General features: G+C 41.4%; 26 protein-coding genes. 14 read left to right on the top strand and 12 right to left on the bottom strand.

The annotated features are described in order from the left end of the window. Positions 1 to 17: 17 nt before the first annotated feature. Positions 18 to 431 carry an alternative ribosome rescue aminoacyl-tRNA hydrolase ArfB gene (gene arfB, locus J3455_RS00430; RefSeq protein ID WP_130052342.1) on the bottom strand — a complete coding sequence of 138 codons (414 nt, stop codon included), beginning with the start codon at positions 429 to 431 and terminating at the stop codon, positions 18 to 20. 112 nt (positions 432 to 543) lie between these two features. Here arfB and J3455_RS00425 point away from each other — a divergent pair, with 112 nt between their 5' ends. Beyond that, on the top strand, positions 544 to 1,101 hold the full coding sequence (locus tag J3455_RS00425) for a short-chain dehydrogenase (protein WP_130052341.1): 558 nt from the start codon (positions 544 to 546) through the stop codon (positions 1,099 to 1,101). Positions 1,102 to 1,145: 44 nt separating this feature from the next. On the opposite strand, the gene J3455_RS00420 is transcribed toward J3455_RS00425, so the two are convergent. Genes J3455_RS00420 through J3455_RS00405 form a run of 4 tightly spaced genes read right to left on the bottom strand, consistent with a single transcriptional unit; the run spans position 1,146 to position 3,549 of the window. Beyond that, complete coding sequence (locus J3455_RS00420) at positions 1,146 to 1,880, bottom strand: phytanoyl-CoA dioxygenase family protein (protein ID WP_130052340.1); 735 nt, start codon at positions 1,878 to 1,880, stop codon at positions 1,146 to 1,148. A gap of 3 nt (positions 1,881 to 1,883) precedes the next feature. Further along, positions 1,884 to 2,465 (bottom strand): uracil-DNA glycosylase family protein, encoded by a 582-nt coding sequence (locus J3455_RS00415; RefSeq protein WP_130052339.1) that lies wholly within the window; start codon positions 2,463 to 2,465, stop codon positions 1,884 to 1,886. 19 nt (positions 2,466 to 2,484) lie between these two features. Beyond that, positions 2,485 to 2,847 carry a VOC family protein gene (locus tag J3455_RS00410; protein WP_130052338.1) on the bottom strand — a complete coding sequence of 121 codons (363 nt, stop codon included), beginning with the start codon at positions 2,845 to 2,847 and terminating at the stop codon, positions 2,485 to 2,487. A 9-nt stretch (positions 2,848 to 2,856) separates the two neighbouring features. Beyond that, a complete protein-coding gene (locus tag J3455_RS00405) occupies positions 2,857 to 3,549 on the bottom strand; it encodes an aspartate/glutamate racemase family protein (protein ID WP_130052337.1) in 693 nt (230 codons plus the stop codon). Between the two features lie 199 nt (positions 3,550 to 3,748). Here J3455_RS00405 and J3455_RS00400 point away from each other — a divergent pair, with 199 nt between their 5' ends. The 3 genes from J3455_RS00400 to J3455_RS00390 are packed head-to-tail and all read left to right on the top strand — an operon-like array spanning position 3,749 to position 6,023. Further along, the gene (locus J3455_RS00400) at positions 3,749 to 4,093 is read left to right on the top strand and encodes a hypothetical protein (protein ID WP_175580338.1); all 345 of its coding nucleotides are present in this window, start codon (positions 3,749 to 3,751) and stop codon (positions 4,091 to 4,093) included. Beyond that, entirely contained in the window at positions 4,090 to 5,691 is a 1,602-nt protein-coding gene (locus tag J3455_RS00395) for a PepSY-associated TM helix domain-containing protein (RefSeq protein ID WP_349560730.1), read from the top strand. Before J3455_RS00400 ends, J3455_RS00395 begins: the two co-directional genes overlap by 4 nt. Then, entirely contained in the window at positions 5,688 to 6,023 is a 336-nt protein-coding gene (locus J3455_RS00390; RefSeq protein WP_167657320.1) for a DUF3325 domain-containing protein, read from the top strand. The genes J3455_RS00395 and J3455_RS00390 overlap by 4 nt, the downstream gene beginning before the upstream one ends. Before the next feature lie 210 nt (positions 6,024 to 6,233). On the opposite strand, the gene J3455_RS00385 is transcribed toward J3455_RS00390, so the two are convergent. Then, a complete protein-coding gene (locus J3455_RS00385) occupies positions 6,234 to 6,767 on the bottom strand; it encodes a lipocalin family protein (protein WP_239977456.1) in 534 nt (177 codons plus the stop codon). Between the two features lie 103 nt (positions 6,768 to 6,870). Here J3455_RS00385 and J3455_RS00380 point away from each other — a divergent pair, with 103 nt between their 5' ends. The 5 genes from J3455_RS00380 (at position 6,871) to ggt (ending at position 10,975) form a co-directional block, all read left to right on the top strand. Continuing rightward, on the top strand, positions 6,871 to 7,320 hold the full coding sequence (locus tag J3455_RS00380; protein WP_130052334.1) for a YaiI/YqxD family protein: 450 nt from the start codon (positions 6,871 to 6,873) through the stop codon (positions 7,318 to 7,320). After that, positions 7,317 to 7,859 carry a DUF6942 family protein gene (locus tag J3455_RS00375; protein ID WP_167657321.1) on the top strand — a complete coding sequence of 181 codons (543 nt, stop codon included), beginning with the start codon at positions 7,317 to 7,319 and terminating at the stop codon, positions 7,857 to 7,859. Before J3455_RS00380 ends, J3455_RS00375 begins: the two co-directional genes overlap by 4 nt. A 70-nt stretch (positions 7,860 to 7,929) precedes the next feature. Further along, the gene (locus J3455_RS00370) at positions 7,930 to 8,298 is read left to right on the top strand and encodes a response regulator (RefSeq protein WP_130052332.1); all 369 of its coding nucleotides are present in this window, start codon (positions 7,930 to 7,932) and stop codon (positions 8,296 to 8,298) included. A gap of 25 nt (positions 8,299 to 8,323) precedes the next feature. Next, complete coding sequence (locus J3455_RS00365) at positions 8,324 to 9,136, top strand: substrate-binding periplasmic protein (protein ID WP_130052331.1); 813 nt, start codon at positions 8,324 to 8,326, stop codon at positions 9,134 to 9,136. Between the two features lie 141 nt (positions 9,137 to 9,277). Further along, complete coding sequence (gene ggt / locus J3455_RS00360) at positions 9,278 to 10,975, top strand: gamma-glutamyltransferase (RefSeq protein WP_250662088.1); 1,698 nt, start codon at positions 9,278 to 9,280, stop codon at positions 10,973 to 10,975. A 52-nt stretch (positions 10,976 to 11,027) separates the two neighbouring features. On the opposite strand, the gene J3455_RS00355 is transcribed toward ggt, so the two are convergent. From J3455_RS00355 to J3455_RS00335, 5 genes are all read right to left on the bottom strand, one after another. Then, positions 11,028 to 11,690, bottom strand: a complete 663-nt coding sequence (locus J3455_RS00355; RefSeq protein ID WP_250662087.1) for a class I SAM-dependent methyltransferase — start codon at positions 11,688 to 11,690, stop codon at positions 11,028 to 11,030. A 9-nt stretch (positions 11,691 to 11,699) separates the two neighbouring features. Continuing rightward, the gene (locus J3455_RS00350) at positions 11,700 to 15,353 is read right to left on the bottom strand and encodes an SbcC/MukB-like Walker B domain-containing protein (protein ID WP_256854111.1); all 3,654 of its coding nucleotides are present in this window, start codon (positions 15,351 to 15,353) and stop codon (positions 11,700 to 11,702) included. Further along, entirely contained in the window at positions 15,350 to 16,582 is a 1,233-nt protein-coding gene (locus J3455_RS00345) for an exonuclease SbcCD subunit D (protein ID WP_167657326.1), read from the bottom strand. The genes J3455_RS00350 and J3455_RS00345 overlap by 4 nt, the downstream gene beginning before the upstream one ends. Positions 16,583 to 16,651: 69 nt before the next feature. Beyond that, a complete protein-coding gene (locus J3455_RS00340; protein WP_130052326.1) occupies positions 16,652 to 16,888 on the bottom strand; it encodes a hypothetical protein in 237 nt (78 codons plus the stop codon). Positions 16,889 to 17,021: 133 nt separating this feature from the next. Next, entirely contained in the window at positions 17,022 to 17,258 is a 237-nt protein-coding gene (locus tag J3455_RS00335) for a hypothetical protein (protein ID WP_167657327.1), read from the bottom strand. 272 nt (positions 17,259 to 17,530) lie between these two features. Here J3455_RS00335 and J3455_RS00330 point away from each other — a divergent pair, with 272 nt between their 5' ends. From J3455_RS00330 to J3455_RS00315, 4 genes are all read left to right on the top strand, one after another. After that, complete coding sequence (locus J3455_RS00330; RefSeq protein ID WP_349560728.1) at positions 17,531 to 19,969, top strand: M1 family metallopeptidase; 2,439 nt, start codon at positions 17,531 to 17,533, stop codon at positions 19,967 to 19,969. Next, positions 19,969 to 20,472, top strand: coding sequence for a DUF6702 family protein (locus J3455_RS00325; RefSeq protein ID WP_349560727.1), 504 nt, complete (start codon positions 19,969 to 19,971; stop codon positions 20,470 to 20,472). The genes J3455_RS00330 and J3455_RS00325 overlap by 1 nt, the downstream gene beginning before the upstream one ends. Before the next feature lie 124 nt (positions 20,473 to 20,596). After that, entirely contained in the window at positions 20,597 to 21,214 is a 618-nt protein-coding gene (locus tag J3455_RS00320) for an HAD family hydrolase (protein WP_130053006.1), read from the top strand. 132 nt (positions 21,215 to 21,346) lie between these two features. Next, positions 21,347 to 22,072 carry a YebC/PmpR family DNA-binding transcriptional regulator gene (locus tag J3455_RS00315; RefSeq protein ID WP_054553380.1) on the top strand — a complete coding sequence of 242 codons (726 nt, stop codon included), beginning with the start codon at positions 21,347 to 21,349 and terminating at the stop codon, positions 22,070 to 22,072. A 352-nt stretch (positions 22,073 to 22,424) separates the two neighbouring features. Here J3455_RS00315 and J3455_RS00310 read toward each other — a convergent pair whose 3' ends face one another. Continuing rightward, positions 22,425 to 24,599 (bottom strand): malate synthase G, encoded by a 2,175-nt coding sequence (locus tag J3455_RS00310; protein ID WP_502935082.1) that lies wholly within the window; start codon positions 24,597 to 24,599, stop codon positions 22,425 to 22,427. 228 nt (positions 24,600 to 24,827) lie between these two features. On the opposite strand from J3455_RS00310, the gene J3455_RS00305 reads away from it, so the two are divergent. Then, a complete protein-coding gene (locus tag J3455_RS00305; protein WP_349560726.1) occupies positions 24,828 to 26,429 on the top strand; it encodes an isocitrate lyase in 1,602 nt (533 codons plus the stop codon). Positions 26,430 to 26,547 lie beyond the last annotated feature (118 nt).

The following is a 26,547-nucleotide window of genomic DNA, read 5'->3' as shown; positions in this document are numbered from 1 at the left end:
GTTTTCTGGTGCTAAGGTTAGGGTTTTATGTTTTTTCGTAATGCTTTTGTTTGTCCTCTTTTGGTTTTGCTGTCCATACGTTTTCTCTGAGAGCTTTTGCTGGGTTTAGTTGCTCTACGTTTCTTTTGTACTTGTGTAGCGTTTACGATTATTTCTTTTAAACGGCTAAGCGCATCTTCTTTGTTCATCTCTTGTGTACGATGACTTTGCGACTTAATGACAATTACGCCCTCTTTGGTGATTCGAGAGTCATTTAAATTAAGCAAACGTTGTTTGTAAAAGTCAGGTAATTTTGATCGGTTAATATCAAAGCGTAGGTGAATTGCTGTAGCCACTTTATTGACGTTCTGTCCGCCAGCACCTTGAGAACGGATCGCACTAAAGTCGAGCTCCCATTCAGCAATCGTGACAGTATTAGAAATAGTTAACATCAGGTTCATTTAGCTATGGTAAAAAAAGGATTATAACATTTGTAATTGGTCAAACATAATTACTCGACTATGTGAGCCGATTGCTAACCAATTTGAAAGAAAGGAGATCACAATGAAAGCACTATTTATTTCAATAAGCCTACTGGCGATGAGTTTTTCTAGCTTCGCAGAAGATATTACTGAAAGCCAGCTACAGCGTTATATCAGGGCTTTGCCAGCAGTGGTAAATTGGTCGCAAAACCAACCAGAGCTTGAAAGTTTGAATCTCGATAGTATGTTAGGAAGCTCTAATGGTGCAGATAGTTCCTCTGTTATGGATGCATTAGGCCACATTAAAAGGCATGAGCTTTACACTGAGTTTGCAGCGTTAACCAAACAATACGGTTTCACTCCTGAGCAGTTAGTTACAGTTGGCTCAGAAGTATCTCTTGCCTATTTAGAAAACCTTAAAGCAGGTATGTCTGAAGAGAACAAGCAACGTGTAAACCAAGCGATGAGTGGTTTACAAAGCCTAACGGCATCATCATCTAATGCGGGGGCTCGCTCAATGGCGGGTGCTTTAGAAGGTGTTAAAGCAAGTACTGCAACAGCAGATGTTAGCGAAAGTAATATTAACTTAGTTAAGCAATACATGCCGCAGTTAAAAGAGTTATTCGCGATGTTGCAGTAACAGCACAAAAAAAAGAAAGCGGCTAGTGAGCCGCTTTTTTCTACTTACTCGAATACCATTGCGTTTTTTAGATGCTGCATTTGTTCTGCAGTTGGTAAAAATCCAGTTTGTACAAATTCATTCAGGCTCGGGTGACGTTCAAAGTACAAAATATCTAGGGCAAATCGATTCATGCCGTACAAGCCCCGATGGATCATATTTGCCGAAAATATGAGTAAGTCACCCTTCTTCAATGCAACTTGTTTTCCGCGTCTCAGCGAATCATTATTTTTAGCTCCTTGCTGCCCCAATCTTACAGCTAGTTCTTCGTCTGAATCCCAGTTTTTGTGACTGCCCGGTATTAGCTCAATTCCCGGCTCATCTTCAAAAGCTACTCGGCAATGTAAAACTTCAGGGCCATAAAGTGCGGCCTTTTGTGCATCAAGCTCTAAGTGATATTGCATATCGCGATGCCAATAGTTTGCTTGTTTGGGATTGTAAGGATTAAAAAATAATTGAGTATTCATAAACTGAGGTTCAGCAACAACGCCTTTAACCTGATTCAATAGAGTATCGGCACAGATAAATTCAAAAAGGGTAAACTTTTCTTCAGTACTTAAACATGCAGCGCCAGTCAACCCTGAGCTATTAATCCCTCTGGATTGGTAAAAACGTTGGTTTTCTAGCAGCCAGTTATAATGAAACTTATCGAGAATGGGCCTTATCTTGCCAAGTTCATTCGCTGTGTAAAGCCCCTTTACATGGCAATAGCCGTTTTCAGCAAAAAAGTTATTTTCCATTTTTTACCTTGCTAAAATTGCACGTATTTTACTACTAAGCTCAGGCAATACTTGTTGCTCAAACCATGGGTTTTTCTTCAGCCAGATATTATTACGAGGGCTTGGGTGAGGTAATGGCAGGTAACTTGGCCAATATTCACGCCACGATTTTACTAACTCAGTTAAGGGTAACTGCTTAGTGTGGGGTAAATGATATGCCTGCGCGTACTTACCTAAGATAATGGTGAGTTCAATATTAGTTAACTGTGCTAAAAGTTTTTCACGCCATGTAATCGCGCACTCTTTTCTCGGTGGTAAATCGCCCGACTTACCTTTTCCTGGGTAACAAAAGCCCATTGGCAGAATAGCAAAATTACTATTATCGTAAAACTCTTCATTGCTTACGCCAAGCCAAGAGCGAAGCCTTTCACCGCTAGCATCATCAAATGGTTTGCCACTTTCATGTACTTTTATCCCTGGCGCTTGACCAGCAATTAAAATACGAGCCCGTGAATTAAATTGAATAACGGGCCGAGCGCCAAGTGGTAAATGAGTCTCGCAGATCACGCATTTACTAACTTGTTCTAATAATGATTGAGTAGTCATGAGTTAGTAAAAATATGATCTATGCTTGTTTTGACCAAACAGCTAACTCGTTACCACTTGGTTCTGTGAAGTGAAAACGACAGCCTCCAGGAAAATCAAACAAAGGCTTAATAATTGTGCCGCCGTGTTTTTCTACCTGTGCTTGAGTCTCTTTAATATTATTTGAATAAAGCACTACTAGCGCACCGCCATTAGAGGTTGAGCTACTTAGAGGTGCTTGGTAAAAACCACCGTCAAGGCCCGCTGATTCAACGCTAAATGCGCTGTATTCAGGCCCGTAATCGGTAAATTGCCATTTAAAAACTTGATGAAAAAACGCTTTTGTTGCAGCTAAATCTTTTGCTGCAAACTCAACATAATTTAAGCTATGGTGGTTCGACATAATTTGTTCCTATTTTAAACTGTTCTTGAGCGCCATGGCGCAATGCAGTGCTGTACTATCAAGTAATGGAATTGAGGCATCGGATTGCTGAACTAGCAATGCTATTTCAGTGCAACCAAGAATAATGGACTCTGCACCCTGCTTAGTTAGATTATCAATAATTGTTAGGTACTCGGCTTTGGATTCTGGATTGATTATGCCTTTGCATAGTTCATCATAAATCACACGATGCACTATTTCACGCTCCTGAGCATCAGGAATTAAAACGTCTACAGAGAATTTATCTGCTAAGCGTTGTTTATAAAAGCCTTGCTCCATAGTGAATTGAGTACCCAGCAAAGCCACTTTTTTATGGTTACATTGTATTAGCTTTTCACCAACTGCATCAGCAATATGTAACAAAGGAATAGAAACACATGCTTGTACTTGCTCTGCTAATTTGTGCATCGTGTTAGTACAAATCAATAAATAATCGGCGCCAGCAGCTTCAACCTGTTTGGCTGCTTTTATCAGTATTTCGGCCATCTGTGGCCAATCCTGTTGCTGTTGTAGTTCTGCTATTTCGGCAAAATCGAGACTGACAAGTACTATTCTGGCGCTATGTAGCCCCCCAAGTTCATTTTTAATGCCTTGATTTAAAAGTTGATAGTAACTTTGCGTTGACTCCCAGCTCATACCACCAATTAAGCCTATTGTTTTCATTACAACCTCTTTTTAGTTTCATAACACCATATGACAATGCTCAGAACAAAGCTAGCAGATCATTATTTTACTAACAAAAATACAGGATGAACTTGTTTCATTATTAAATACGCTTACGCAAATGATAATTACTATCTTTTCTGTTTGGCGGCGATATAATATGTGGTTTTCTTCTCGTGTTATTTTTTAAGGGATTATCATGCACTCTCAATCATTAGATGCAGTGACAAACAATCACCCTAAAATTACAGCTAAAAAGGGTTCTGTGAGCCTATCTTATCGTGTCGCTGTATTTTTGCGTTTTGTTGCAGCCATCATTGGTGGTTACGCTTTTACCAGTGTACTTATTTCGTTATTAGCTGTGTTATTACCACTTAATAAACTCGACAGTGTTCTTTTAACTACGACTCTATCGGTATTTTTTTACTGTTGTGTATTTATTTGGGTGTTTGCAGTTAAGTCTTTAAAGACTGTATGGATCACAATTTTACTAACTACTGGTGGGCAATTACTGGCCCTTTCATTGATTAAGGGGTGGTTATGAAAGAGAGTTTTTTCCGCTCAATGACTTGGCTGCACACCTGGGTCGGTTTACTGGTATGTTGGTTATTATTCTTGATATTTTTTGCTGGTACTATCAGCTTTTTTAAGGATGAAATTACTATTTGGGCTAAGCCCGAAACGCATCATGTGCAGCATCAGCCTAAGCGTATTCAGTCTCAAGCCGATCAAATTAAATATGTGTTTGCGCAATTACAGTTGCAGGCACCTAACTCATTATCGTGGCGAATAAACTTACCTGAATCTCGAAATCCAGTTTTAAGCTATGGATTTGCTGAGCCTAAACAGCCAGGGCAGCGTCGTGCGCCTTTCAATTATACCTATTTGAACCCTAATAATTTAGAGCAATTGCCAGCGCCTCGAGATACTAAAGGGGGGAATTTTTTCTATCGCTTACACTTTGATTTGCATTACATAGACGTTTTTACTGCAAGGATAATTGTTTGTTTAGCCTCATTATTTATGCTTGTAGCATTGATCACTGGCATTGTGATCCATAAGCGCATTTTTAAAGATATGTTTAGCTTTAGAGCTAACAAAGGCAGCCGAAGTTGGCTAGATGCACATAATGTTTCGTCGGTATTAGCGTTGCCGTTTCATATTATGATCACCTATACGGGTATTATTACTCTGATATTTATGCTGTTCCCCTACCCCGCTGAAACCGTATATGAAAATGGCTTAAGACAAATGTTTGAAGAGGCATTGCCCATTAACAAGCGTGCTAAGCCCAGTGAAGAGCAGCGCCCTATGGTGGCAATCAAAGAGGTATTAGATCAGATTTATACTAAGTCACCGAATGCCGACATTAGCCACGTGTTTGTGAGAAATGCGAATACAGCGACCTCACAAATAGTGGTTTATTTGGCAACCGGCAAAGAGCTTGTAGATAACGGACCACGCTATTTATTTAATGGTGTAACAGGTGAGCTCGAAGCGAGCTCAGGTGAAGATTGGAGCGCTTCGGCGCAGTTTTATGACTCAATGACAGCATTACATAGCGGCCGTTTAGCCGAGCCATTACTGCGTTGGTTGTATTTTTTCTGTGGCGTAGCAGGCTGTGCCATGATAGCTACAGGCTGCATCATGTGGGCAAAGCGCTTACGCGAGAGACTTAAAGCAGAGCAAAAACCAGGCTTTGGACTTAAGTTCGTTGAGACACTAAATTTAGCCACACTGATGGGTTTACCCCTTGCAACCGCAGCATTCTTCATTGCTAATCGACTATTACCTTTAGAGTTAGCTGGGCGTGCCGATAAAGAAATACTCGTGTTTTTCTTAGCTTGGCTTGCGACGCTAGTTGTTGCTGTGATCGGCCGAGAAAAACATCATTGGCGCTATAGTGCATGGTTAAACGCTGCTACTTGCTTATTAGTGCCTATTGTAAATGCGCTGACAACAGATGGTAATTGGATCACGTATTTACTAACTAAACAGTGGGATTTATTTGGTATTGATAGTGCGTTTATTTGTGCTGGGGGGCTGTTTTTACTACAAAGCAAAAAAATACCAAGCCATAAAACCACTACAAATAAAGGTAGATCAAATAAAAACAGGATTTTAAAGGAGCAACAAGGATGATGGAATTACTACAATTTAGTCTCTGCTTTTTAGGATTTAATTGTTTTGCACTTGCAAAATTTAATCATTTTCGTGATGTGTTTAAAAAGAAATTGACTGAAAAACAAAGAAATAGTTTTTTATTAAGTGGCTGGATCAATATTTTACTAAGTTTAGTACTTTGTGTGCTGTCAGATGCTGGATATGGCGCATTGCTGTTTTGCGGCTATATGGCATTAAGTGTACTTATATTAATGATTTTATTCAGTTTTACTGTTTCTTGGGTTAAGCATGTCAGTTTATTAACTATGTCTGTCTTGCTGTTAAGTGGCTTTTCAGTGATGATTTTCTAGTTTAGTTAGTAAAAAACTGATCTGATACCAATTCGAAATAATACCTAATTCAGGAATTGATATAAAAAAATGGGTAGGCAATGCCTACCCAAGCAGGGGATTAAATTGGGGATCACATGTTGCTACAATTTAATGGTGAGTATTATGCTCACCCTCCATTACAGTTGTGTTGCACATTCGTGATAGTTTAAAGACAGTTGTAAAGCCCCTTTACAAGCTCTTATGGTCAACATAAATAAGCTCGTCTGTTTTAAAACCATATTTTTTTGCTGTGTTTATAAAGTCCTGCATTTGCTGTTCTGTAACGTTAGGGGTGCGTGACAAAAACCATAAATACTCTTTGTTATAGCCAGTGATATAAGCGTATTGATAATCTTGCTTATCTAATTCGAACACTACATAAGAGCTATAAAATGGCCCAAAGAATGATACTTCTAAGTGGCCTATGTCTTGTTGCTTGACAAATTTCGCTTTACCTTCAGCTTGCTGCCATTCTTGATCTTCAGCGCTGTATCCCTTATTGATAACTTTCACACTGCCATCTGGGTTAATCGAGTATTCGGCAGTAATACCCTCTAGGCCGCGTTCAAATGAATGATCTAAACGTGCAATTTCGTACCAAGTTCCTGTGTATTTGTTTAACTCAAAGTTATCGACGGGTTTGATATCGTCTGGCACTCCTGTACACGCAGATAAAATAGCTGTGATACATAAAATTCCGATTAGCTTTAATGATGTTTGCACGCTTTTACTCCCTTTTAAAAATCAAACAAATTAATACGTTAATGGCACTAATTTAGTTCAATTACGGTAAACTATTAAAGTCAAAAATTAAAGTGAGAACAGTATGAAGATTTGGGTTGATGCAGACGCCTGCCCCGTCGTTATTAAAGAAATATTATTTCGTGCCGCAGAGCGCACACAAACCTTCACCACATTAGTCGCGAACCATGCGATGCGAGTGCCCCCTTCAAAGTATATTAGCCGTTTGCAGGTATCTTCGGGTTTTGATATTGCTGACAACGAAATCGTTAAGCGCATTGAGCCGAGTGATTTGGTGATCACCGGTGATATCCCTTTGGCTGCAGAAGTTATCGAAAAAGGTGCCCAAGCGCTCAACCCTCGCGGTGAGTTATATACAACTGAAAATATTCGCTCACGTTTAAACGTTCGTGACTTTATGGATACAATGCGCTCTAGTGGCGTTGAAATGGCCGGCGGCCCACCGCCGTTAAGCCAAGCTGATCGCCAGAACTTTGCTAATAACCTAGACCGAATTCTAGCTAAAAAGTCATGAGTGTCGCTAATAGCAGAGCGCTAATCGGTTTTGGTGATGAGGCGTTTAAAGTCGCTGTTTATATAGAAAAACGCCCGCCAATGCCTGCTTGGCAACAGCTTGACCATTTACATGTAATGCAAACCGGCCAAATTAACGAAATAAACCAAGCATGCGGAAATGGTTGGCGTAAAGTTTTTAACGTGTATGGCAAAGTGCTGTTTGCACTACCAAGTGAATATTATGATTTTGCTAAATGCGCACCTGACTGGCAGACTTTTCGCGATGAACAACTGCTACAAGCACATAGTCAAACGGCATTACTGTTTAGCCCGCCGTTATTAGACAAACCAAAGCAATTACATATTATTGCTGGGCGAACCTATGCCAAAAAGCTTATCAATGATGGGCTTCTCAGTAGTCAGCTAACTTGGCTTGATGATGAGTTTGCTATTAGTAAATCAGATAAAGTGATTGTCTGCCCTTATTTTGATTACCGTCAGTTAAGCAATATTAAAATCGCACGTCTTAGTCAGTTAGTCGCAGATATTTTCTCTTAGTTTCTAGTTTATTGCGTTATTGAGTTAGCAAACTAAGCTTAGAATACCGCAAAAATTAATAGTACTTCAGATGAAAATACTGGTCGTCGATGACATGCCCTTGATGCGCCATGTGCTTATAAACATGTTGCGTAGGTTAAACTATAAGGATATAACAGAGGCGACTGATGGCGCGCAAGCGTTAGATTTACTAGAAAAGCAAAGCTTTGACCTGATAATAACTGATTTACACATGCCGAAAATGGATGGTAAATGCTTGCTTAATCATATTCGTGAATCCTCTGTACTTAGAGATTTACCCGTACTTATGGTGACGTGCGAAGATAGTAAGCAAACGGTCAACGAGATGATTACAGCAAGAGTAAACGGCTTTATTATCAAACCATTTTGTTTAAATACGCTGCAAAAGCAGTTAAGTCGAATTGTTAAACCAGAATAACCAGCAAAAACTGGAGTTAAGAGCGATGTTTAAGCATTTAACAATAGTGAGTTTATTCACAGTAAGCACAGCAGTGGCAAGTGCTGAACAATTGACTTTATACACCGAAGTGTTTCCACCCTATAACTTTGTGCAGCACAATCAAATCACAGGTATTAACACCAAAATCATGGAATCTTTGTGCGAAAGAGCCAAGTTGAGCTGTACGTTTAGTGTATTGCCTTGGAAGCGCGCAATGTCACAAACGCTCGCCCAACCGAATGCAGGAATTTACTCTACTTCGCGTACCGCAAAGCGAGAAACTCAATTTTATTGGGTTGGCCCTTTGGTATCTGGGCATTCTTGTTTATACCGTTTAAATAACCGCAACGACATTAAAGTAACGAGTACTCAGTCGTTGCAAAACTACACCATTGGCGTATCTCGTGGTGATGTATATCAAACCGTTCTAGCTGATTTTAACCTAACTGAAGGCCAGCAATTTTTAACTTACTCAAAAAAGTTTGAAGAGCTAAAAATGTTTAAGCAAGGTAAGCATGACTTGCTGATTGGCTCGTCTCTTACTCTTTCATCACAATTGATGAATGTGGGTATGAATCCAGAACAAGTAACACCGGTATTTGAGCTTAAGCACCCTGCTTTAGTGGGTAATTACTTAGCGCTTAACAAAAATACGTCGCTAGAGGTGATCACTGCACTGCAAAAAGCGCTTGATACCATGAAGCAAGAAGATCAAATAGACCGAATTGTTGATGAGTTTGTAGCAGAGGAGATGCATTCTCACGGCGAAGTATCGACAGTTGCGCAGCCGTGCTTAAATGGCTCTGCTATTTACTAATTTGGATTGTTTTTAGGTAAAATATCCGCAACTTCTCTTATTTTTGAAGTCAATCGCGATTTTTCGCACTCGAACGCAAAGCCATTGCCTCATTTTTAATTGCTTTTTATAGTGATTAATACAATAAAAAGGGCAAAAACTATGAAACCAACTCCACTCATTAAAAGCTTAGTGCTCGCTATATGCTTAGGTACAACAGGCGCTACTCAAGCTTACGATCGCATCACAGGACATAACTTTGCAAGTCGTTCTGAAGTCATCGCACAATCAGGTATGGTTGCAACATCACAGCCGTTAGCTACGCAAGTGGGCTTACAAGTATTAAAAGATGGTGGAAATGCCATTGATGCGGCGATTGCAGCAAACGCAGTGCTTGGCCTTGTTGAGCCAACAGGGTGTGGAATTGGTGGCGACTTGTTTGCCATTGTTTGGGATAACAAAACTAAGCAACTTTACGGTTTAAATGCCTCTGGTCGTTCACCACAAGGCTTGTCTTTTGATACTTTAAAAGCACAGGGGGACTATATTCCTGCTTATGGGCCCTTGCCAGTGTCGGTACCTGGTGCTGTTGATGGTTGGTTTGAATTGCACAAAAAGTTCGGCAAAACGCCAATGAAAACGCTATTACAACCTGCTATCGACTATGCCGAAAATGGCTTCCCTGTGTCGGAACTGATTGCCTATTACATGCAAAAAAGTGTAGCTGCGCGTGGTAAATACCCGGGTTTTAAAGATGTTTACATGCCTGATGGAGCAATGCCTGAAAAAGGCGATATATTTAAGAACCCTGCCCTTGCAAATACCTATCGCAAAATTGCCAAAGGCGGCCGCGATGCCTTTTACAAAGGCGATATAGCTAAAGAAATTGGTCGCTACATGAAAGAAAACGGCGGCTACTTATCCTATGAAGATTTAGCTGCGCACCATAGTGAATGGGTTAAGCCTGTGAGCGCCGATTATAGGGGGTATACGCTTTGGGAATTGCCACCAAATGGTCAAGGTATTGCTGCACAGCAAATTTTGAATATTCTTGAAGGTTACGATATCAAAGCAATGGGTTTTGATAGCCCAGAATACGTACACACCTTTGTTGAAGCGAAAAAGCTCGCGTTTGCTGATCGTGCAAAGTACTACGCCGATCCAGCGTTTAACACCATTCCCGTACAAACACTTATTTCGCAGCAATATGCTGACCAAAGACGTAAACTGATAGACCCTAACAAAGCCGCAAAACGCGACCATGCAGGCCCAGTAGAAGGCGATACCATTTATATGACGACCGCCGATAAAGACGGCAACATGGTTTCACTTATTCAAAGTAATTACCGTGGCATGGGCTCAGGTATGACACCGGCAAAATTAGGCTTTGTATTGCAAAACCGTGGCGAAATGTTCGCCCTTAAAAAAGGCCACATGAACCAATATGAGCCAGGCAAACGACCATTTCATACAATCATTCCAGCGTTTGTCACCAAAGATGGCAAGCCATATATGAGTTATGGCGTAATGGGCGGTGCCACACAGCCACAAATGCATGCTCAAATACTGATCAACATGATTGATTTTGGCATGAACCTCCAAGAAGCCGGTGATGCACCGCGTATTCTGCACACAGGTTCATCGCAACCAACCGGTGAGATTATGGAAGACGGTGGTTTTGTTAGTTTAGAGTCAGGCTTTTCGATGGAAACCCGCCGCGAGTTAATGAAAAAAGGCCACACCTTACAAGACGCCGTTGGCCCATACGGTGGTTATCAAGCTATATTGAAAGACCCTAAAACCGGCGTTTATTACGGCGCATCTGAAACCCGCAAAGACGGACAGGCCGCGGGGTATTAGTCTCGGAATTTAAAAGAGCTGTCAGCTATCAGCCGTCAGCTCCGTAAAGTAGCTAACTCCCAACCACATACCCTGTAAAACCCAGCACTTTAAAATACTGTTTTGGGGTGCTGAATCGGGTTTCATTCATTAACTCTGAAAAACGAATTCGGTCTAATGGATAAAACTCGTGCTCTAGATTGTGGCGCGTGTGCTCTACGCCGGCTTCGGTTAAACCTAACTGCGTACAAAGCTGTAGCTGTGATTCACGTTCAAAAGCAGATTCTGGGCGCATTAAATCGGCAATGTATAAGTTGCTCGATTTTTTAAGTTTGCTGTGAATCGCTTTTAATAGCGCTTTTTTGTCGCCGTTATCTTCAACAAAATGCATTACCAATAAACACAATGCTGCGTCACATTGGCTGTCGATGTCGTTGATATCACCGCAGTGTACAGTCACGCGGTCGCTGATGTTATGCTGACCAAACTGCTGCTCGGCAATATCGAGCATGTCTTGTGAAATATCTTGAGCAATAAACTGCCAGCTAGGGTTTAATGCTGCTAATTCGATGATTTCCTTACCTGTTCCGGCTCCAACAACTAAAATGCACGCATCATCGCTCAGCGTTGTTGCCAGTTGGGCGGCGGTTGCTTGATGTAATAGCTCATAACCTGGAACTAGGCGCAAAATACGTTCGTCGTAGTGACTTGCTTCTTCGTGATTAAAAGTTGGCATGCTAATCCTTTAAATAACTGAGATGGTCGAATAACCACCTGGTTTTTTCGCCACATGCACTTGCGTGGCAACGCGTTCGGTCATTTCCGATACGTGAGAAATAACGCCCACTTTGCGACCTTGTGCTTGCAGAGAATCAAGAGCATCCATCGCGATGCTTAACGTTTCACTATCCAAAGTACCAAACCCTTCGTCGATAAACAAAGAGTTTATTTGCACTTTATTTGACGACAACGATGCAAGACCTAATGCCAGTGCTAACGACACTAAAAATGACTCGCCGCCAGATAACGTATTTACAGAGCGCTGCTCATCGGCCATGTCTTTATCGATAATTGCGATATCGAGTGTTTGTCCTATGGCTGTTAATTTGTAGCGTTTGTTTAGTGTCTGTAAGTGACTATTCGCGTAGTGCAGAAGTATTTTTAAGGTTTGTGTTTGCGCTAGATTACGCATGGTTTTACCACTTGCATCTCCTAGCACCTTATTGAGTAGATACCAGTGCTCATAGCTTTTTTGTTGTTCCACTAATAGCTTTTGTTTATCAGCCAGCGCTTGGCTATTTTGTTGATGGGTTTTAAGCTCCGTCGCAACTTGCAATAATGCGTTATTCGTTTGCACTTGTTGCTCTGTGGCCTGATTAAGTTGTATTTGCAGCTCACCTTCTCCCAGAGCTGGCTTATCTTTTTGATGTTGAGCCAGAGCCTGTTGTCGTTGTTTTAAAAGAGCTTCAGCGTCTTTTAAGCCGCTTTCGGCGGAGTGATATTCAGCCAGAGTTTGCTTGATTTCAGTAGGGCTTATCGTTAATAGCTTACTAATTGCTTGCTCATCCAAGTTTGGATGCTGCGCTTTAAAATCGTCAAACCAAACGCAAAATCGCTCATTAAGCGCTGCTTGTTCAGCGTTTAGTTCTTTCTCACGCTCGTCAATATTGGCGATTTGAATGGCTTGTTCGTCACGCGCCTTTACCGCATGACTATGGGTTGTCTGGGCAAGTTGCAGTGCTTGCTGCGCTGAATCTATCGCCTTTTCTAGCTCTGCAATAAACTCATCTACCGAAATTGCAGCGTTACTCAATAAGCCCTCGCGCTTTGATTGTATCTGCGTTAGTTCGTTTTGAGTTTGGCTTAGTTGCTCGTTGCAATGAGTTAAAGAGGCATTTGCTTCGTTAAGCTGCGGCGTTAAATGAGCAAGGTGCTGCTCAATCGTTTTTAAGCTAGCTTTAAGCTCATCTGCAGTTTGTAGCGAAGCTTGATAGGCCTTAACATGTTCAGCGATGTTCTCTAGAGAAATACTTTGTTCATTTAATGCGTGCCACCAAGGTGCACTGGTGAACTGTTGATTTAGTGTTGTATAGAGCTGCTGATGCTCATCATTGAGCTCATTTAAACGTGTTTGCAGATTATTTAGCTGTTGTTGCAGTTCGTTTAATTGCTGCTCTTTGCTATGTAGCGCTTGCCCTTGCTGATTATATTCAGTTTGCTTAGCCGTAAGTGTGTTTTGCAGCTGCTGTTGCTGCTCGAGGGTTTTGTAGTATTGCTGTTTTTGCAGGCTGAGCTGTTGCTGACGCTCACTTAACTGATCTTCGGTTAAATCATTTAGCTCAGTACGGCTAGCTGCCATGGTTTCTTTGAGGCTCTGTTGTTGAGCGCTCAGTTCTGAGATTTGCCCGCTTAACGAGCTTATCTGTTGGCTACATGCCGCCAGCTCATTACTTTTAGTTTGCTGTAATGCTTGCTGAGCTTTTAAATGCTGTTTGGCGTTAGTTAGCTCCCTGGTAAAGTCGTTAATAAGCTGGCTAAATTGCTCGCTAACCATTTCTTCATGCATAAAGGGGTGTTCTTTTGAGCCACATACCGCGCAAGGCTCCCCTGCTTTTAAAGTGGCACGTAACTGGCTGACTCCCTCACTGGCTCTTAGCTGCACTTGCTGTAAATTTTTCTCACAAAGCGAAACCTGTTGCTGTGCTTGCTCTGCCCCTTGCTGTGCATCTTTTAATGCCGTTTGTAGTTGCTGCTCAGTTTGGCTTAATGTGTTTAGCTGGGCTTGCCAGTTTTTTAACTGCTGCTGATTAGTTTGCCACACTTGGCGCTTTTCAATCAGGTGCTTAATCGCCTCAAGCCCCGCATCAATATCCGCCATTGATTGGGTATTTAAACTCGATTTAAAGGCGGCATCTTGTTCATTTAAGCGCTTAATTTCTTGCTCAAGGGTTTGAAACTGGGTTTTGCACTGCTGCGCGGCTGCTTGCTGCTCATCAATTTTAGGTTGAAGAGCTTTTACGTTTTGCTGTGATTGGCTAATTGTGTGCTGTTGCTGACTAAAGCGGCTTAGCTCACTTTTAAAGAATGACCAGTCTTTCGCTAAAGGCTGCCACTGTGCGTGTGTTTCTAAGTAGCTATTAATGTGTGCTTGTTGCTCAAGCTGTTTTTGCTGCTCTGCTTTATGGCTATTTAGTGTATTAGTCAGCTCTTTATGATGGTGCTTTGCTTTATCCGCTTGTACTTTTTGCGTCGCTGCTTGCTGGTTTAATACGGCAAGTTGCTTATCTAACTCTCGGGCCTGACTAATAAGAGGTTGCGCGTCTTTTTGTGCTTGCTTTGCTTGGTTTAGTTGCGCGGTTTGCTTTTCAAGCGTTTGCTCAGCATCTTTGATCAGTGCTTTATGGTCAACGTTTAATAGCTGCTCACGATTTTGGGTTAGCTGACCTTGTTGGGCTGTAATTGTAGCGGCGCGTTCGCGGTTATCTTTTATTTCAAGGCATTGCTGAGCTTGTTTCGCTTCAGTGGCTTTTTCAGCAAGGGCTTCTAATTGCTGTTGTAACTCTTGTTTTGCTTGCTCAGCTTGGTTTAGCTGTTGTTGCTGCTGAGATGCTTGCTTATACCAGGTTTGGTACTGTTCGAATTGCTTTATTTGTTTTTGTGACTCAGCAAGTTTTGCCTCAAGCGCCGTTTGCTCAGCTTGTTTAGTTTCGACCTCTTCAGGGCTTAAAACCTGATAATTACTTAAACTTAACTTTAACTGCTCTAACGATTGCTGCTGCTCACGGTGGCGCTCAAAAATACGCTGACCAATACGGCTGAATTTATCTGTGCCTGTTAAACATTCAAGTAATTGCGCACGCTCATCACCGGTTGCTTTTAAAAACGCTGCAAATTCATGTTGCGCAAGCAGCACTGCTCGAGAGAACTGCTCAAAGCTCAAACCAATAATACGCTCGATCTCTTTACCTGCCGCGCTTCTGTCAGCGATCAGGATTTCATCAGGTAATGAGTGCAAGCTATGTTGTGCGGGCTGTAACTTGCCATCAGCTTTATTACGCGCTCGGCTAAAGCTTAATCTTGCTCGATACTGCTGTTTATCTTGGCCTATAAAGTCGACTTCGGCAAAGCCCTGCCCTGCCCCACGGCGTAATAAATTTCGCGAGTCATTGAGTTTGATATTGTCGCCGTTAAAGTCAATTTTATTGCCTGTATCGCCGCGTAATCTTGCTGTTTTGTTATAAAGCGCTAAGCAAATAGCATCAAGCAAAGTACTTTTCCCCGCGCCTGTATCACCTGTGATGGCAAACAACCCAGCCTCTTTTAAAGGCGAAGTGCTAAAGTCGACTTCGGCGTCTAAGATAGAGGCGAGTTGATGAACACGAATCGCTAAAATTTTCATAGTAGATCCTCCGCATTCAATTCATCGATCACTTGGCTTAATAAGCTTTCTAGTTCTTTTGGCACAGCCTGCCCTGCCATATCTTTATTATTTGCAAATGCTTGCTCTAAAAGTGAATGTGGGTTCAGCGCTTCAATTTGCGAGACATCTTCAAATAAGGTTTGTTCATCGTCTTGCTGGCTGCTTTGCTGTCGCACCCTTTCAATGCCACAAAACTTAACCTGCTTACCTTCAAGGGCTTGTTCTATTTGTTCTCTAAAAGTGGTGTCAGTGTCATGGGCGCTCAATTTAACCCTAAGATACGGCGCTAAATCTTCATCCGTTAAATCGAGCTGTTTTATAAGCTCACATAATTCGTTCAGTGGCACACAGTCTTTTTCTGGTAGCAACATGACTTTACAAAAGCTAGGAATGTAAAGGGGGTTTACAGAAGTTCCTGAGTCACTAAGCTCAACAATTACAACTTGATGTTGATAACGCCTTTCAGAAAATGACATTGGCAATGGCGTGCCACTGTAGCGAATAGTCTCTTTCTTCGCGACGGTTTGAGCTTTATGAAGGTGCCCTAGCGCGACATAATCAGGTTGTTCAGTAAATATGCTTGCCGATATCGCATCTTCACCACCAATGACTAAGTTACGTTCAGAGTCAGATGAGATGTCTCCGCCTTTTGCATGTAAATGACCCATGGCAATTAATGGCGCGTTTGGTAATTCGCTTGTTGCTTGTAATGCATCTTTGTAGGCAAGGGCAACTGCTTGGTTATAACTTAATGGTTGCTCTTGTTGGCGGTTATAGCTGCTTAAATCACTGCTACGTAAAAATGGCATGGCAACAACATTCGCATCGCCGTTTTTTGTGCTGATTGGCAGTACTACTTCATGAGGAGCGTTGCTATCAAAGCGGCCAACAACATGGGTATCAAACTGAGCTAATAAGGGCTTTGCCGCCATAATTCGATTTGCTGAATCATGGTTACCAGCAATAATCACTATGTGTAAGTCTGGGCAATGCTGCTTAGTGGTTTTAATAAATTGGTAGAGTTGGTTTTCTGCGCTGGCAGGTGGCGTTGCCGTATGATAAATGTCACCCGCAACCAGTAGTAAGTCGATCTGTTCTGACACAAGCGTATCGGTTAACCAAGCAAAAAATGCTTGATGTTCATCGAATCGGGAGTGCTCGTAGAATTGTTGGCCTAAATGCCAATCAGATGTATGAAGGACTTTCATTAAACGCTCTTATTATTTAGTAAGAGCGCCAATATACCTAAGCTGAGGCAAGATGCCCAGCCTGGTTTGTTAACTTAAGCTATACCAAGCAAAAATCACCATAGGCAGAGCTAATAATGCCATTATCAAAGGTACTTTAAGTGCTTTTGTTTGCTTAGCTTGCAATATTTTAAGGGCATTTGTTTCATTACATGCCGCTACTTTGTCGATATAAAAATACCCTGAATCTAGGTACTGTTTACAATTTTGTTCGTCCGCTGGAATTGCAATTAGTTCTTGTTGTTTTTTTAGGATATAGAAATCCATAAGCTCACCGAATTCTATGCTGATTACCAAAACATTTGGGGTTTGAACAAACGCACAACAGACCCCAAAATCAAAAAAGTGGGCGATTTTAAATACAAATGGCAGTGAATTTCAATAGCAAATGTCGCAAAATTTAATTTATTGCAAAAATAATGGCAATTAAGGATAAAATTACTAGTGCAGTAGGGTAAATTAACCATTTTTTAGACCCAGTTACACTTGGAGTGGTTCGAGACAATGCATCTGACTCATCGCATGCAGCAATGACTTCAACAAATTCAAATCCGCGTTCTTTGTACTCGTTTAGAATCGATTCTTGAGCAGGAATGGCTGCTAAACGAGAGTCTTTTTTTACAATATAAAACTTCATCTAATCACCCTTTCATCATTAACTAGAATTTAAGCAGAGTATTTACTTATTAACTGTAATACTTTGGGATGAATTAGTGCTGAACTAAAATTAACCAGTGTTTTGTAAAGGGGGTTTACAGGAAGTTAATCGAAGCTATTTTTTTTGTGAAAAATAGGACCTCAGTAAAACATCGAATACTACCCGAAAAATACCGCGCTTTATCGTTATTTTATTGCAACTTTGTTAGCAGTTTGCGATGGTATGCTTGCAAATTAATTACAGGATTAACAATGAAAAAAGCAGTTCTCAAGTTGAGTGCTTTGGTATTGCCTTTAGCAGTATCTTCAGCTGTCATGGCGTCATCTGTTGAGCAAACTAAAGGCTCATTCGTTGACAAGTTCCGTCAGCTAGATGAAGCACTTCCAACTCCAAACGTTTACCGTAGTGCAGCAGGTGAACCTGCTGAGCATTACTGGCAACAGCAAGTAAACTACGAAATTGATGCAAAGCTTGATGAAAAGAAACGCCGCTTAACAGCAAGCCAAACTATCGAGTATAAAAATAACTCGCCGCACACTTTAAAGTATCTTTGGTTACAACTAGACCAAAATATCTTTAAATCTGACTCAATTGCTGAAATGACATCAACTTTTAATGGTAAAACATTGCAAGGTGACCCTCAGCCAAAATCAACTAAATTGAGTTTAGGACAGCTACGTCGTCAGCAATTTATGGCCGACAACGAGCTGGGTTATCAAATCGCCAATGTTAAAGACGAAGACGGAAAAGAGCTTAAAGTTACTGTAGTAGATACATTAATGCGTATCGACTTAAACGAACCGCTTAAACCGGGTAAAGACGTTGAGTTCAGCATGGACTTCGCCTTTAACATTGTTGAAGAAGATGCCGTTGGTGCACGTTCGGGTTATGAACATTTTGAAGAAGATGGCAATGATATCTTTTTATTAGCGCAATGGTTCCCTCGTCTTGCTGCTTACACTGATTATGAAGCATGGACGAATAAAGCCTTCTTAGGTAGTGGTGAGTTTACTCTTGAATTTGGTAACTATGACGTTGAGTTAACCGTTCCTGCTGATCACATTGTATCTGCAACTGGTAAACTTGATAACCCAAGCCGTGTTCTAACTAGCACGCAGCGTAAGCGCCTTGAGCAAGCTGAAGATGCTAAGCGCCCTGTTTTCATCGTGACTGAAGAAGAAGCGTTAGAAAACGAGAAAGAAGGCACCGATAAAACTAAAACATGGCATTTTAAAGCTGAGAACGTACGTGACTTTGCGTGGGCGTCTTCGCGTAAATTTATGTGGGATGCCAAAGGCTATCATCAAGGTGGTAAAGATCAGCCATTAGTTATGGCGATGTCTTTCTACCCGAAAGAAGGTGGCGACCTTTGGAAGAAGTACTCTACTGAAGCTGTAGTTCATACAATGGAAGTGTATTCGCGCTTCTCGTTTCACTACCCTTATCCAGTGGCTCAGTCAGTCAATGGCCCTGTAGGTGGTATGGAATATCCTATGATCACCTTCAATGGTCCGCGAACTGATTTACAAGACGACGGTACTCGTACTTACTCACAAGCAGAAAAGCGTTTCTTAATCGGCGTTGTTATCCACGAAGTAGGTCACATCTACTTCCCAATGGTAGTTAACTCAGACGAACGTCAGTGGACGTGGATGGATGAAGGTCTTAACAGTTTCTTAGATGGTGTTGCTGGTCGTGAGTGGGACCACACAATTCCTTGGGGTGTTGAGCCTCGCGATGTTGTTGCATACATGAAGTCTGAAAACCAAGTACCAGTTATGACCCAGTCTGACAGCGTATTACGTTTAGGTCCTAATGCCTACACTAAGCCTGCTGCCGCACTTAACATTTTACGTGAAGTGATCCTTGGTCGAGAGCTATTTGACTTTGCATTTAAAGAATATGCACAGCGTTGGAAGTACAAGCGCCCTACTCCTGCTGATTTCTTCCGTACAATGGAAGAAGCGTCAGGTGTTGACCTAGATTGGTTCTGGCGTGGTTGGTTCTACACCACAGATCACGTTGATATCTCGCTAGACAAGGTTTACCAACTGCGTTTAGATACGAAAAACCCTGATATCGACTTTAATCGTTTACGTGATATCGAAGCAGACAAGCCAATGCCGTTATTCGTAAAACGTAATAAAGAAGAAGGTAAAAAACTATGGGTTGAAGAAAATCCTGATGTGACTGACTTCTACGACGAAAACGACCGCTTCACAGTAACTAACAAAGAGCGTAACGCTTATAACAAATTCCTTAAAGGTTTAGAGCCTTGGGAACGTAAAACGTTTGAGCGTGCAATCAAAGAAGATAAAAACTACTACGTACTTGAGTTCTCAAACTTAGGTGGCTTAGTAATGCCTATCTTATTAGAGCTTACTTATGAAGATGGTACTAAAGAAGAAAAGTACATTCCGGCTGAAATCTGGCGTCGTAACCACAAGCATGTACAAAAGCTAATTGTAACCGATAAAGGTAAAAACCTAGTGTCTGTTACAGTCGATCCGCGCTGGGAAACAGCGGACGTTGATGTAGAAAACAATAACTACCCGCGTCGTATTATTCCATCACGCATTGAAGTGTACAAACGTGAAAAGAGTAAAGCGAAAGTTAGCCGCGATATCATGCAAGATATTAAAACTGAGCTGAAAAAGGACGACGAAAAAGATGCCCAGGAGCAACAATAATGCGCTTCGCGGCCATTATTCTTGCTTTAATACTGAGTGCGCCAAGCATGGCGCACCAGTTAAAAGCGTCTGTGACAACTGTGCTATTTAATAAACGCACTAACAACATAGAGCTGATGCATCGTTTTTATTTACACGATACAGAGCACGCCGTTGAACATTTATTTGATGGCAATGCTGATATCCTATCTAATAAAGAAGATCAGAAGCGTTTTGCTGACTACGTTGAGTCACATATTGCTCTGCAAACTTTAGATGGCAAGCCACTTGAGCTAAAAGATGTAGGTGCGCAAGTTGATGGTAAATTCTTTTGGGTTTATCAAGAAGTCACGATACCAGAAGGGATTCATGGCATACGCATGAGCAACGGTGCACTTCGCGATCTTTGGCCGGCACAAGTGAATATGGTTAATATTGAAGGTAAAGGTAAGGTAAAAACACTGACCTTTAGCCAAGATGATACCTGGCTTGAAGCAAGGTTTGAATCGGTAAATCCAGAGTAATAGCAATCCTAAAGGATTAAAAAAGTTACTTTTTTAATCCTTTGATCCTTTAATTAACTTCTTTCGTAAACTATCTTATTAGTGGGCTTCAAAATTTTCCCAATTCTCATATACAGGGATTTATATGACTATCCATGACAATAAAATCCGTGGCGTAATTTTTGATTTAGATGGTACTTTGGTTTCATCGGAGTTAGATTTTTCGTTAATTAAAGCACAGGTAGGTTGTCCTATCGAGAATGACTTACTCGCTTATATTGCATCATTACCTTCGCCTTACATGCGTGAAGAAGCAATGAATATTGTCCATCAACATGAACTTATTGATGCTCAGCACGCTCATTTATTGCCTGGTGTTGCTGAAGCTATTACTAGGCTAAAAGAAAATAATATCCCAATGGCTATTGTTACCCGTAATTACGATCGGGCTGCTGCCATTAAATTAAAGAATAACCCCTTACCTATAGAAACAGTGTTAACTCGTTCTGATGCGCCAGCTAAGCCTGACCCAAGTGCTTTAAATGCCATTGCTACATTATGGGAACTTGACCAGTCAGAGTTACTCTATGTTGGTGATTATTTATTTGATATACAAGCAGCCCATAATGCTAATATGCGAGCTTGTTTATATGCACCAGACGAAATTCCCGAATACGCAAATCAAGCTGATTATGTAATGCATCACTTTTCAGAACTACCTATTTTGGTTGACTCATTCCAAGAAAATAAGGTGTTATGTTAAATAGCCTTGTTTTTTATTTTTCCCGAGATTAATTGTTAGTTTTTTATTTTTCAAAATGTCCTAGTACTAGCCCAAGCGGTCATGAGTTGCTAAAATATCGGCAATTATCAAATGTATTCATAGAGGCATAAGATGGGCAGAGCATTTGAAGTCCGCAAAAACGCCATGGCTAAAACAGCCAATGCAAAAACAAAAGTAAATTCTAAATACGGAAAAGAAATCTACGTAGTTGCTAAAAATGGCGAACCAGATCCAGAAGTTAACCAAGCGCTAAAGCGTATTATTGAGCGTGCCAAGAAAGACCAAGTTCCAGCACATGTAATCGATAACGCGATCAAAAAAGCAGCCGGTGGGGCAGGGGAAGACTATTCACCAGCACGTTATGAAGGTTACGGTCCTGGTAATTGTATGGTTATTGTTGACTGTTTAACTGATAACCCTAACCGTACTATCAAAGATGTACGTTTACCGTTCACAAAAACAGATTCAAAAATTGGCACACCTGGTTGTGTAGCCCATATGTTCGATCACTTAGCTGTTTTAGGCTTTGAAGGTGATGACGACGAAGTCGTGCTAGAAGCGCTGATGATGGCGGATGTAGACGTAACAGATGTAGAAGTAGAAGACGGCAAAGTATCAGTATTCGCTCCTCATACAGAGTACTACAAAGCAAAAACAGCACTGGAAGAAGCATTTGAAGGTATTAACTTTGAAGTAGACGAGATTACGTTTGTTCCACAAGTTCATACTGACATCACTGATCCAGATGATATCGCAAACTTTGAAAAGTTTATTTCTATGCTTGATGACTGTGATGACGTTCAAAACGTTTATCACAATGCGATTGTCAAAAACTAATTTTTAAGAAATTAGCATGTAAAAAAGGGGGATTTGATAACAAATCCCCCTTTTTTAATAGATTTTTATTATGCTATGAATGATGAGTATTCACTGTCGTTATGAGTTTATACCAATACGCTTATTTTAATGGTCTATTTTTTAGGCAATAAAACCTCGTTGATAACAAGGCAAAAATTTCGTTATTTAGTTGTTCTAAATCAGAAATTTTTAACGCAGGTAGCGACAGGTTTAATCCCTCAAAATAATTAAGTATTATTGCGGATTGGTATCAATTGATATTAGTCAAAAAAAAGCAGCCCTTAGGCTGCTAGGAACGACACATGAAACTCGAAGGGGAGTTGTGTAGTGGCTAATTTAACGACTTATACTTTATACGGAACGCATGTAATAATGGTTCAGTATAGCCACTAGGTTGTTTAACTCCCTCTAGTACAAGGGCTAGCGCTGCTTGATAAGCCACACTTTGCGCTAACGTTTCGGCAGAATCTGCCATATTCTTGTAGGCTGGATCACCTTCATTTTGACCATCAACAACTTTTGCCATACGCGCCATAGTTTTTCTAATTTGCTCTTCAGAGCAAACGCCATGATACAACCAATTAGCCATGTGTTGGCTTGAAATCCGCAGTGTGGCACGGTCTTCCATTAAACCAACATGATTGATGTCTGGTACTTTAGAGCAGCCAATACCTTGGTCAATCCAACGTACAACATAACCTAGAATACCCTGTGCATTGTTATCAAGTTCGGCTTGAATATCTTCTTTGCTTAAGCTGCTTGCATCTTTCATAAGCGGTGGAGTGAGTAAGCTGGTAAGGCTTGCTTCTTTGCGGTCCATAAGCGATTTTTGACAGGCAAACACATCTATATCGTGATAATGCATTGCATGTAGGGTTGCAGCTGTCGGAGAGGGCACCCATGCGGTATTTGCACCACTTTTCGGGTGACCACTTTTTTGTTCCATCATTAATGCCATCTTATCTGGCATTGGCCACATACCTTTACCAATCTGTGCTTTACCACTTAGTCCTGTAGCAAGCCCAATATCAACATTGCGATCTTCATATGCGCTGATCCAAGGCTCAAGTTTGATAGCGCCTTTTGGCAGTACAACACCAGCTTGCATCGAAGTATGAATTTCGTCACCGGTACGGTCTAAGAAGCCAGTATTAATGAACACAACACGTTTTTTAGCTTCGAAAATACAGGCTTTTAAGTTAGCTGAAGTGCGGCGTTCTTCATCCATAATACCCATTTTAATGGTGTTTGCTGGCAAGCCTAATAGCTGCTCAACGCGGGTAAATAATGTATTAGTGAATGCCACTTCTTCTGGACCGTGCATTTTTGGCTTAACAATATTAATGCTATTGGCCGTTGAATTTTTTAGGCTATTTGTACCTTTTAAGTCATGAAGAGCTGCTGTGCTGGTGATAATGGCATCCATAATGCCTTCAAACACGTCATTGCCTTCACTATCTTGGATTGCAGGGTTTGTCATTAAGTGGCCAACGTTACGCACAAACATCATGCTACGGCCTTTTAGCGTAAGTGTTTCACCATTCACACCTTGATATTGGCGGTCTTGTGCTAAACGACGCTCAATGGTTTTACCGCCTTTGTTAAATGCTTCTACTAGGTTACCTTGCATTAAACCAAGCCAGTTTTGATATACGTTTACTTTGTCTTCGGCATCGACAGCGGCAACTGAATCTTCACAATCCATAATCGTTGTGAGGGCTGCTTCTAGTAGTACATCTTTAAGGCCTGCTTTATCAGCTTGACCTATTGGGTGATGATGGTCGATTTGCAGTTCAATATGTAAGCCATTATTTTTCAGTAAGATAGCGGTTGGGTTTTGCGCTTCACCTTGGTAACCGATAAGTTGATCAGGGTTTGCTAGGCGAACCTGGCTGCTGTCACGTAATGTTATTAAAAGTTCATTGTTAACCACTGAATAGCTAGTACTTTCGATATGCGAGCCATTTGCTAAAGGTAATGCTTTATCAAGGAACTGGCGGGCATAAGCCATTACTTTAAAGCCACGTACAGGGTTGTATGTAGAGCCTTTCTCTGCGCCGTCATCTTCACTTAATACATCAGTGCCATACAGTGCATCATACAAAGAGCCCCAGCGGGCATTCGCTGCGTTTAAGGCAAAGCGTGCGTTGCTCACAGGCACAACAAGCTGCGGCCCCGCAGTGCTAGCGATTTCAGGCTCGACCTGTTCTGTTTCTATGCTGAAGCTAGCTGGCTCGGGAACTAGGTAGCCAATGTCCTCAAGGAATGCTTGATAGTTAGCTGCATCCCATACCGGTTGCTGCTTGTGATAGTCATCAATCTTAGCTTGCAGTTGTTCGCGTTTTTCTAAAAGCGCACGATTGATTGGCGTTAATTCATTGACGATTTCAGCAAAACCTTGCCAAAAGGTGTCTGTGCTAATGCCTGTTCCTGGTAAAAGTTGCTGCTCAACAAACTGTGCTAGTTGTTGATCAACGCTTAAACCGTTAAGTGAGAGAGTGGTCATAATAATGTCCTTTAAACGAGCTTAAATTGATCATTCATGGCTAAACCATATCGTAAAAAAGGCTAATAAGCAGGCTATTTGTCATTCACTAGATATATAGTGGCAATAACAACTATAAATTTACTAAATCCTTAAAATCCGCCTAATGTTGAATTAAGCGCTACGAAGCAAACGCCAAGTAGCCACTCTCACTAACAAAAATAGATAACCCGTTCGAAGGATTTTATTATGACAACATATCAACGCGAAACAGATAACCTAGCTACTTTATGTCAAACACAAGGCAAAACGTGGCAGTCAATCAACCCAGAATACGCAAGCCGTATGCGCTTACAAAACCGTTTTCGTACGGGTCTAGACATCGCACAATACACTGCAGACATTATGCGTGCAGACATGGCTGCATACGATGCTGACCACAGCCAATACACACAATCATTAGGTTGTTGGCATGGTTTCACTGCACAACAAATGATGATGGCAATTAAACGTCATAACAAAACAACTAAACGCAGCTACGTTTACCTAAGTGGCTGGATGGTTGCGGCACTTCGCTCTGAGTTCGGTCCATTACCTGACCAAAGTATGCATGAAAAAACATCTGTTCCAGCGCTAATCGAAGAAATCTACACCTTCTTAAAGCAAGCTGATGCACGTGAACTTGACCACCTTTATAAAGACCTAGACGAAGCGAAAACAAACGGCGGTGACGTTCAAGCTGTGCTAAATAAAATCGATAACTTCGAAAGCCATGTTGTGCCAATTATTGCTGATATCGATGCGGGTTTCGGTAACGAAGAAGCAACTTACCTACTGGCTAAAAAGATGATTGAAGCAGGTGCATGTGCTATCCAAATCGAGAACCAAGTATCTGACGCAAAACAATGTGGTCACCAAGCAGGTAAAGTAACAGTACCGCATGAAGATTTCTTAGCAAAAATTAACGCAGTTCGTTACGCATTCTTAGAGCTTGGTATTGATAACGGTATCATCGTTGCTCGTACAGACTCACTAGGTGCAAGCCTTACTCAAAAAGTGCCTGTATCTAAAACACCTGGCGACCTTGCTAGCCAATACACGTCGTTCCTTGAAACAACACCAGTAAACAGTGTGGATGACTTAAACGAAGGCGACACAGCAATGAAGCTTAATGGTCAACTTTGCAAACCAACACGTTTAGATAATGGTTTATACCAGTTCCGTGAAGGCACAGAGAAAGACCGCGTAGTTCTAGACTGTGTAACTAGCTTACAATCAGGCGCAGACTTACTGTGGATTGAAACAGAAAAGCCTAACGTTAAACAAATCGCTGAGCTTGTTAACCGCGTTAAAGAGCAAGTACCAAATGCTAAGCTGGTATACAACAACTCACCGTCGTTCAACTGGACACTTAAATTCCGTGAGCAAGTATATGCTGAGTGGCAAGCGCAAGGTAAAGACTTATCTGCTTACCCAAGCATCGATGATAATAAGGCATTAATGGCACCAGAAATGGATGACACAGAGCTTGCAGCGGCAGCAGACGTACTTGTGCAAAACTTCCAAAAAGATGGTGCACGTGAAGCGGGTATCTTCCATCACCTAATCACGCTACCAACATACCATACAGCGGCGCTAAGCACTGATATTCTATCAGAAGGCTATTTCGGCGACCTAGGGATGCTAGCGTATGTTCGTGACGTACAACGTCAAGAAATCCGCCGTGAGCAAGCATCAGTGAAACACCAAGACCTAGCAGGTTCTAACATTGGTGATACTCATAAAGAGTACTTCTCTGGTGAAAATGCGCTTAAAGCCGGTGGTGAAGCAAATACCATGAACCAGTTCTAACCAAGTTGTAATTTCCTTTATAGCTATTCAATAATGTTGTTAGGGGCCTTCGGGCCCTTTTTCATTTGTAGCTATCAGCTTTCAGACTCTCATCTCGTAGGTTCGGATCACTCTTTAA

It is taken from the genome of Pseudoalteromonas sp. NFXS39 (assembly GCF_040148775.1).
In the GTDB taxonomy this organism is placed as follows: Bacteria; Pseudomonadota; Gammaproteobacteria; order Enterobacterales; family Alteromonadaceae; genus Pseudoalteromonas; species Pseudoalteromonas apostichopi.
This window is presented reverse-complemented; position numbering and strand designations above follow the sequence as displayed.

Coding starts and splice junctions, on each gene's coding strand:
- J3455_RS00400 (WP_175580338.1), top strand. CDS start 3,749: ATGCACTCTCAATCATTAGATGCAGTGACAAACAATCACCCTAAAATT.
- J3455_RS00330 (WP_349560728.1), top strand. CDS start 17,531: ATGAAAAAAGCAGTTCTCAAGTTGAGTGCTTTGGTATTGCCTTTAGCA.
- J3455_RS00335 (WP_167657327.1), bottom strand. CDS start 17,258: ATGAAGTTTTATATTGTAAAAAAAGACTCTCGTTTAGCAGCCATTCCT.
- J3455_RS00405 (WP_130052337.1), bottom strand. CDS start 3,549: ATGAAAACAATAGGCTTAATTGGTGGTATGAGCTGGGAGTCAACGCAA.
- J3455_RS00375 (WP_167657321.1), top strand. CDS start 7,317: ATGAGTGTCGCTAATAGCAGAGCGCTAATCGGTTTTGGTGATGAGGCG.
- J3455_RS00345 (WP_167657326.1), bottom strand. CDS start 16,582: ATGAAAGTCCTTCATACATCTGATTGGCATTTAGGCCAACAATTCTAC.
- J3455_RS00365 (WP_130052331.1), top strand. CDS start 8,324: ATGTTTAAGCATTTAACAATAGTGAGTTTATTCACAGTAAGCACAGCA.
- J3455_RS00390 (WP_167657320.1), top strand. CDS start 5,688: ATGATGGAATTACTACAATTTAGTCTCTGCTTTTTAGGATTTAATTGT.
- J3455_RS00325 (WP_349560727.1), top strand. CDS start 19,969: ATGCGCTTCGCGGCCATTATTCTTGCTTTAATACTGAGTGCGCCAAGC.
- ggt (WP_250662088.1), top strand. CDS start 9,278: ATGAAACCAACTCCACTCATTAAAAGCTTAGTGCTCGCTATATGCTTA.
- J3455_RS00320 (WP_130053006.1), top strand. CDS start 20,597: ATGACTATCCATGACAATAAAATCCGTGGCGTAATTTTTGATTTAGAT.
- J3455_RS00420 (WP_130052340.1), bottom strand. CDS start 1,880: ATGGAAAATAACTTTTTTGCTGAAAACGGCTATTGCCATGTAAAGGGG.
- J3455_RS00340 (WP_130052326.1), bottom strand. CDS start 16,888: ATGGATTTCTATATCCTAAAAAAACAACAAGAACTAATTGCAATTCCA.
- J3455_RS00370 (WP_130052332.1), top strand. CDS start 7,930: ATGAAAATACTGGTCGTCGATGACATGCCCTTGATGCGCCATGTGCTT.
- J3455_RS00315 (WP_054553380.1), top strand. CDS start 21,347: ATGGGCAGAGCATTTGAAGTCCGCAAAAACGCCATGGCTAAAACAGCC.
- arfB (WP_130052342.1), bottom strand. CDS start 431: ATGTTAACTATTTCTAATACTGTCACGATTGCTGAATGGGAGCTCGAC.
- J3455_RS00310 (WP_502935082.1), bottom strand. CDS start 24,599: ATGACCACTCTCTCACTTAACGGTTTAAGCGTTGATCAACAACTAGCA.
- J3455_RS00425 (WP_130052341.1), top strand. CDS start 544: ATGAAAGCACTATTTATTTCAATAAGCCTACTGGCGATGAGTTTTTCT.
- J3455_RS00355 (WP_250662087.1), bottom strand. CDS start 11,690: ATGCCAACTTTTAATCACGAAGAAGCAAGTCACTACGACGAACGTATT.
- J3455_RS00305 (WP_349560726.1), top strand. CDS start 24,828: ATGACAACATATCAACGCGAAACAGATAACCTAGCTACTTTATGTCAA.
- J3455_RS00415 (WP_130052339.1), bottom strand. CDS start 2,465: ATGACTACTCAATCATTATTAGAACAAGTTAGTAAATGCGTGATCTGC.
- J3455_RS00395 (WP_349560730.1), top strand. CDS start 4,090: ATGAAAGAGAGTTTTTTCCGCTCAATGACTTGGCTGCACACCTGGGTC.
- J3455_RS00410 (WP_130052338.1), bottom strand. CDS start 2,847: ATGTCGAACCACCATAGCTTAAATTATGTTGAGTTTGCAGCAAAAGAT.
- J3455_RS00380 (WP_130052334.1), top strand. CDS start 6,871: ATGAAGATTTGGGTTGATGCAGACGCCTGCCCCGTCGTTATTAAAGAA.
- J3455_RS00350 (WP_256854111.1), bottom strand. CDS start 15,353: ATGAAAATTTTAGCGATTCGTGTTCATCAACTCGCCTCTATCTTAGAC.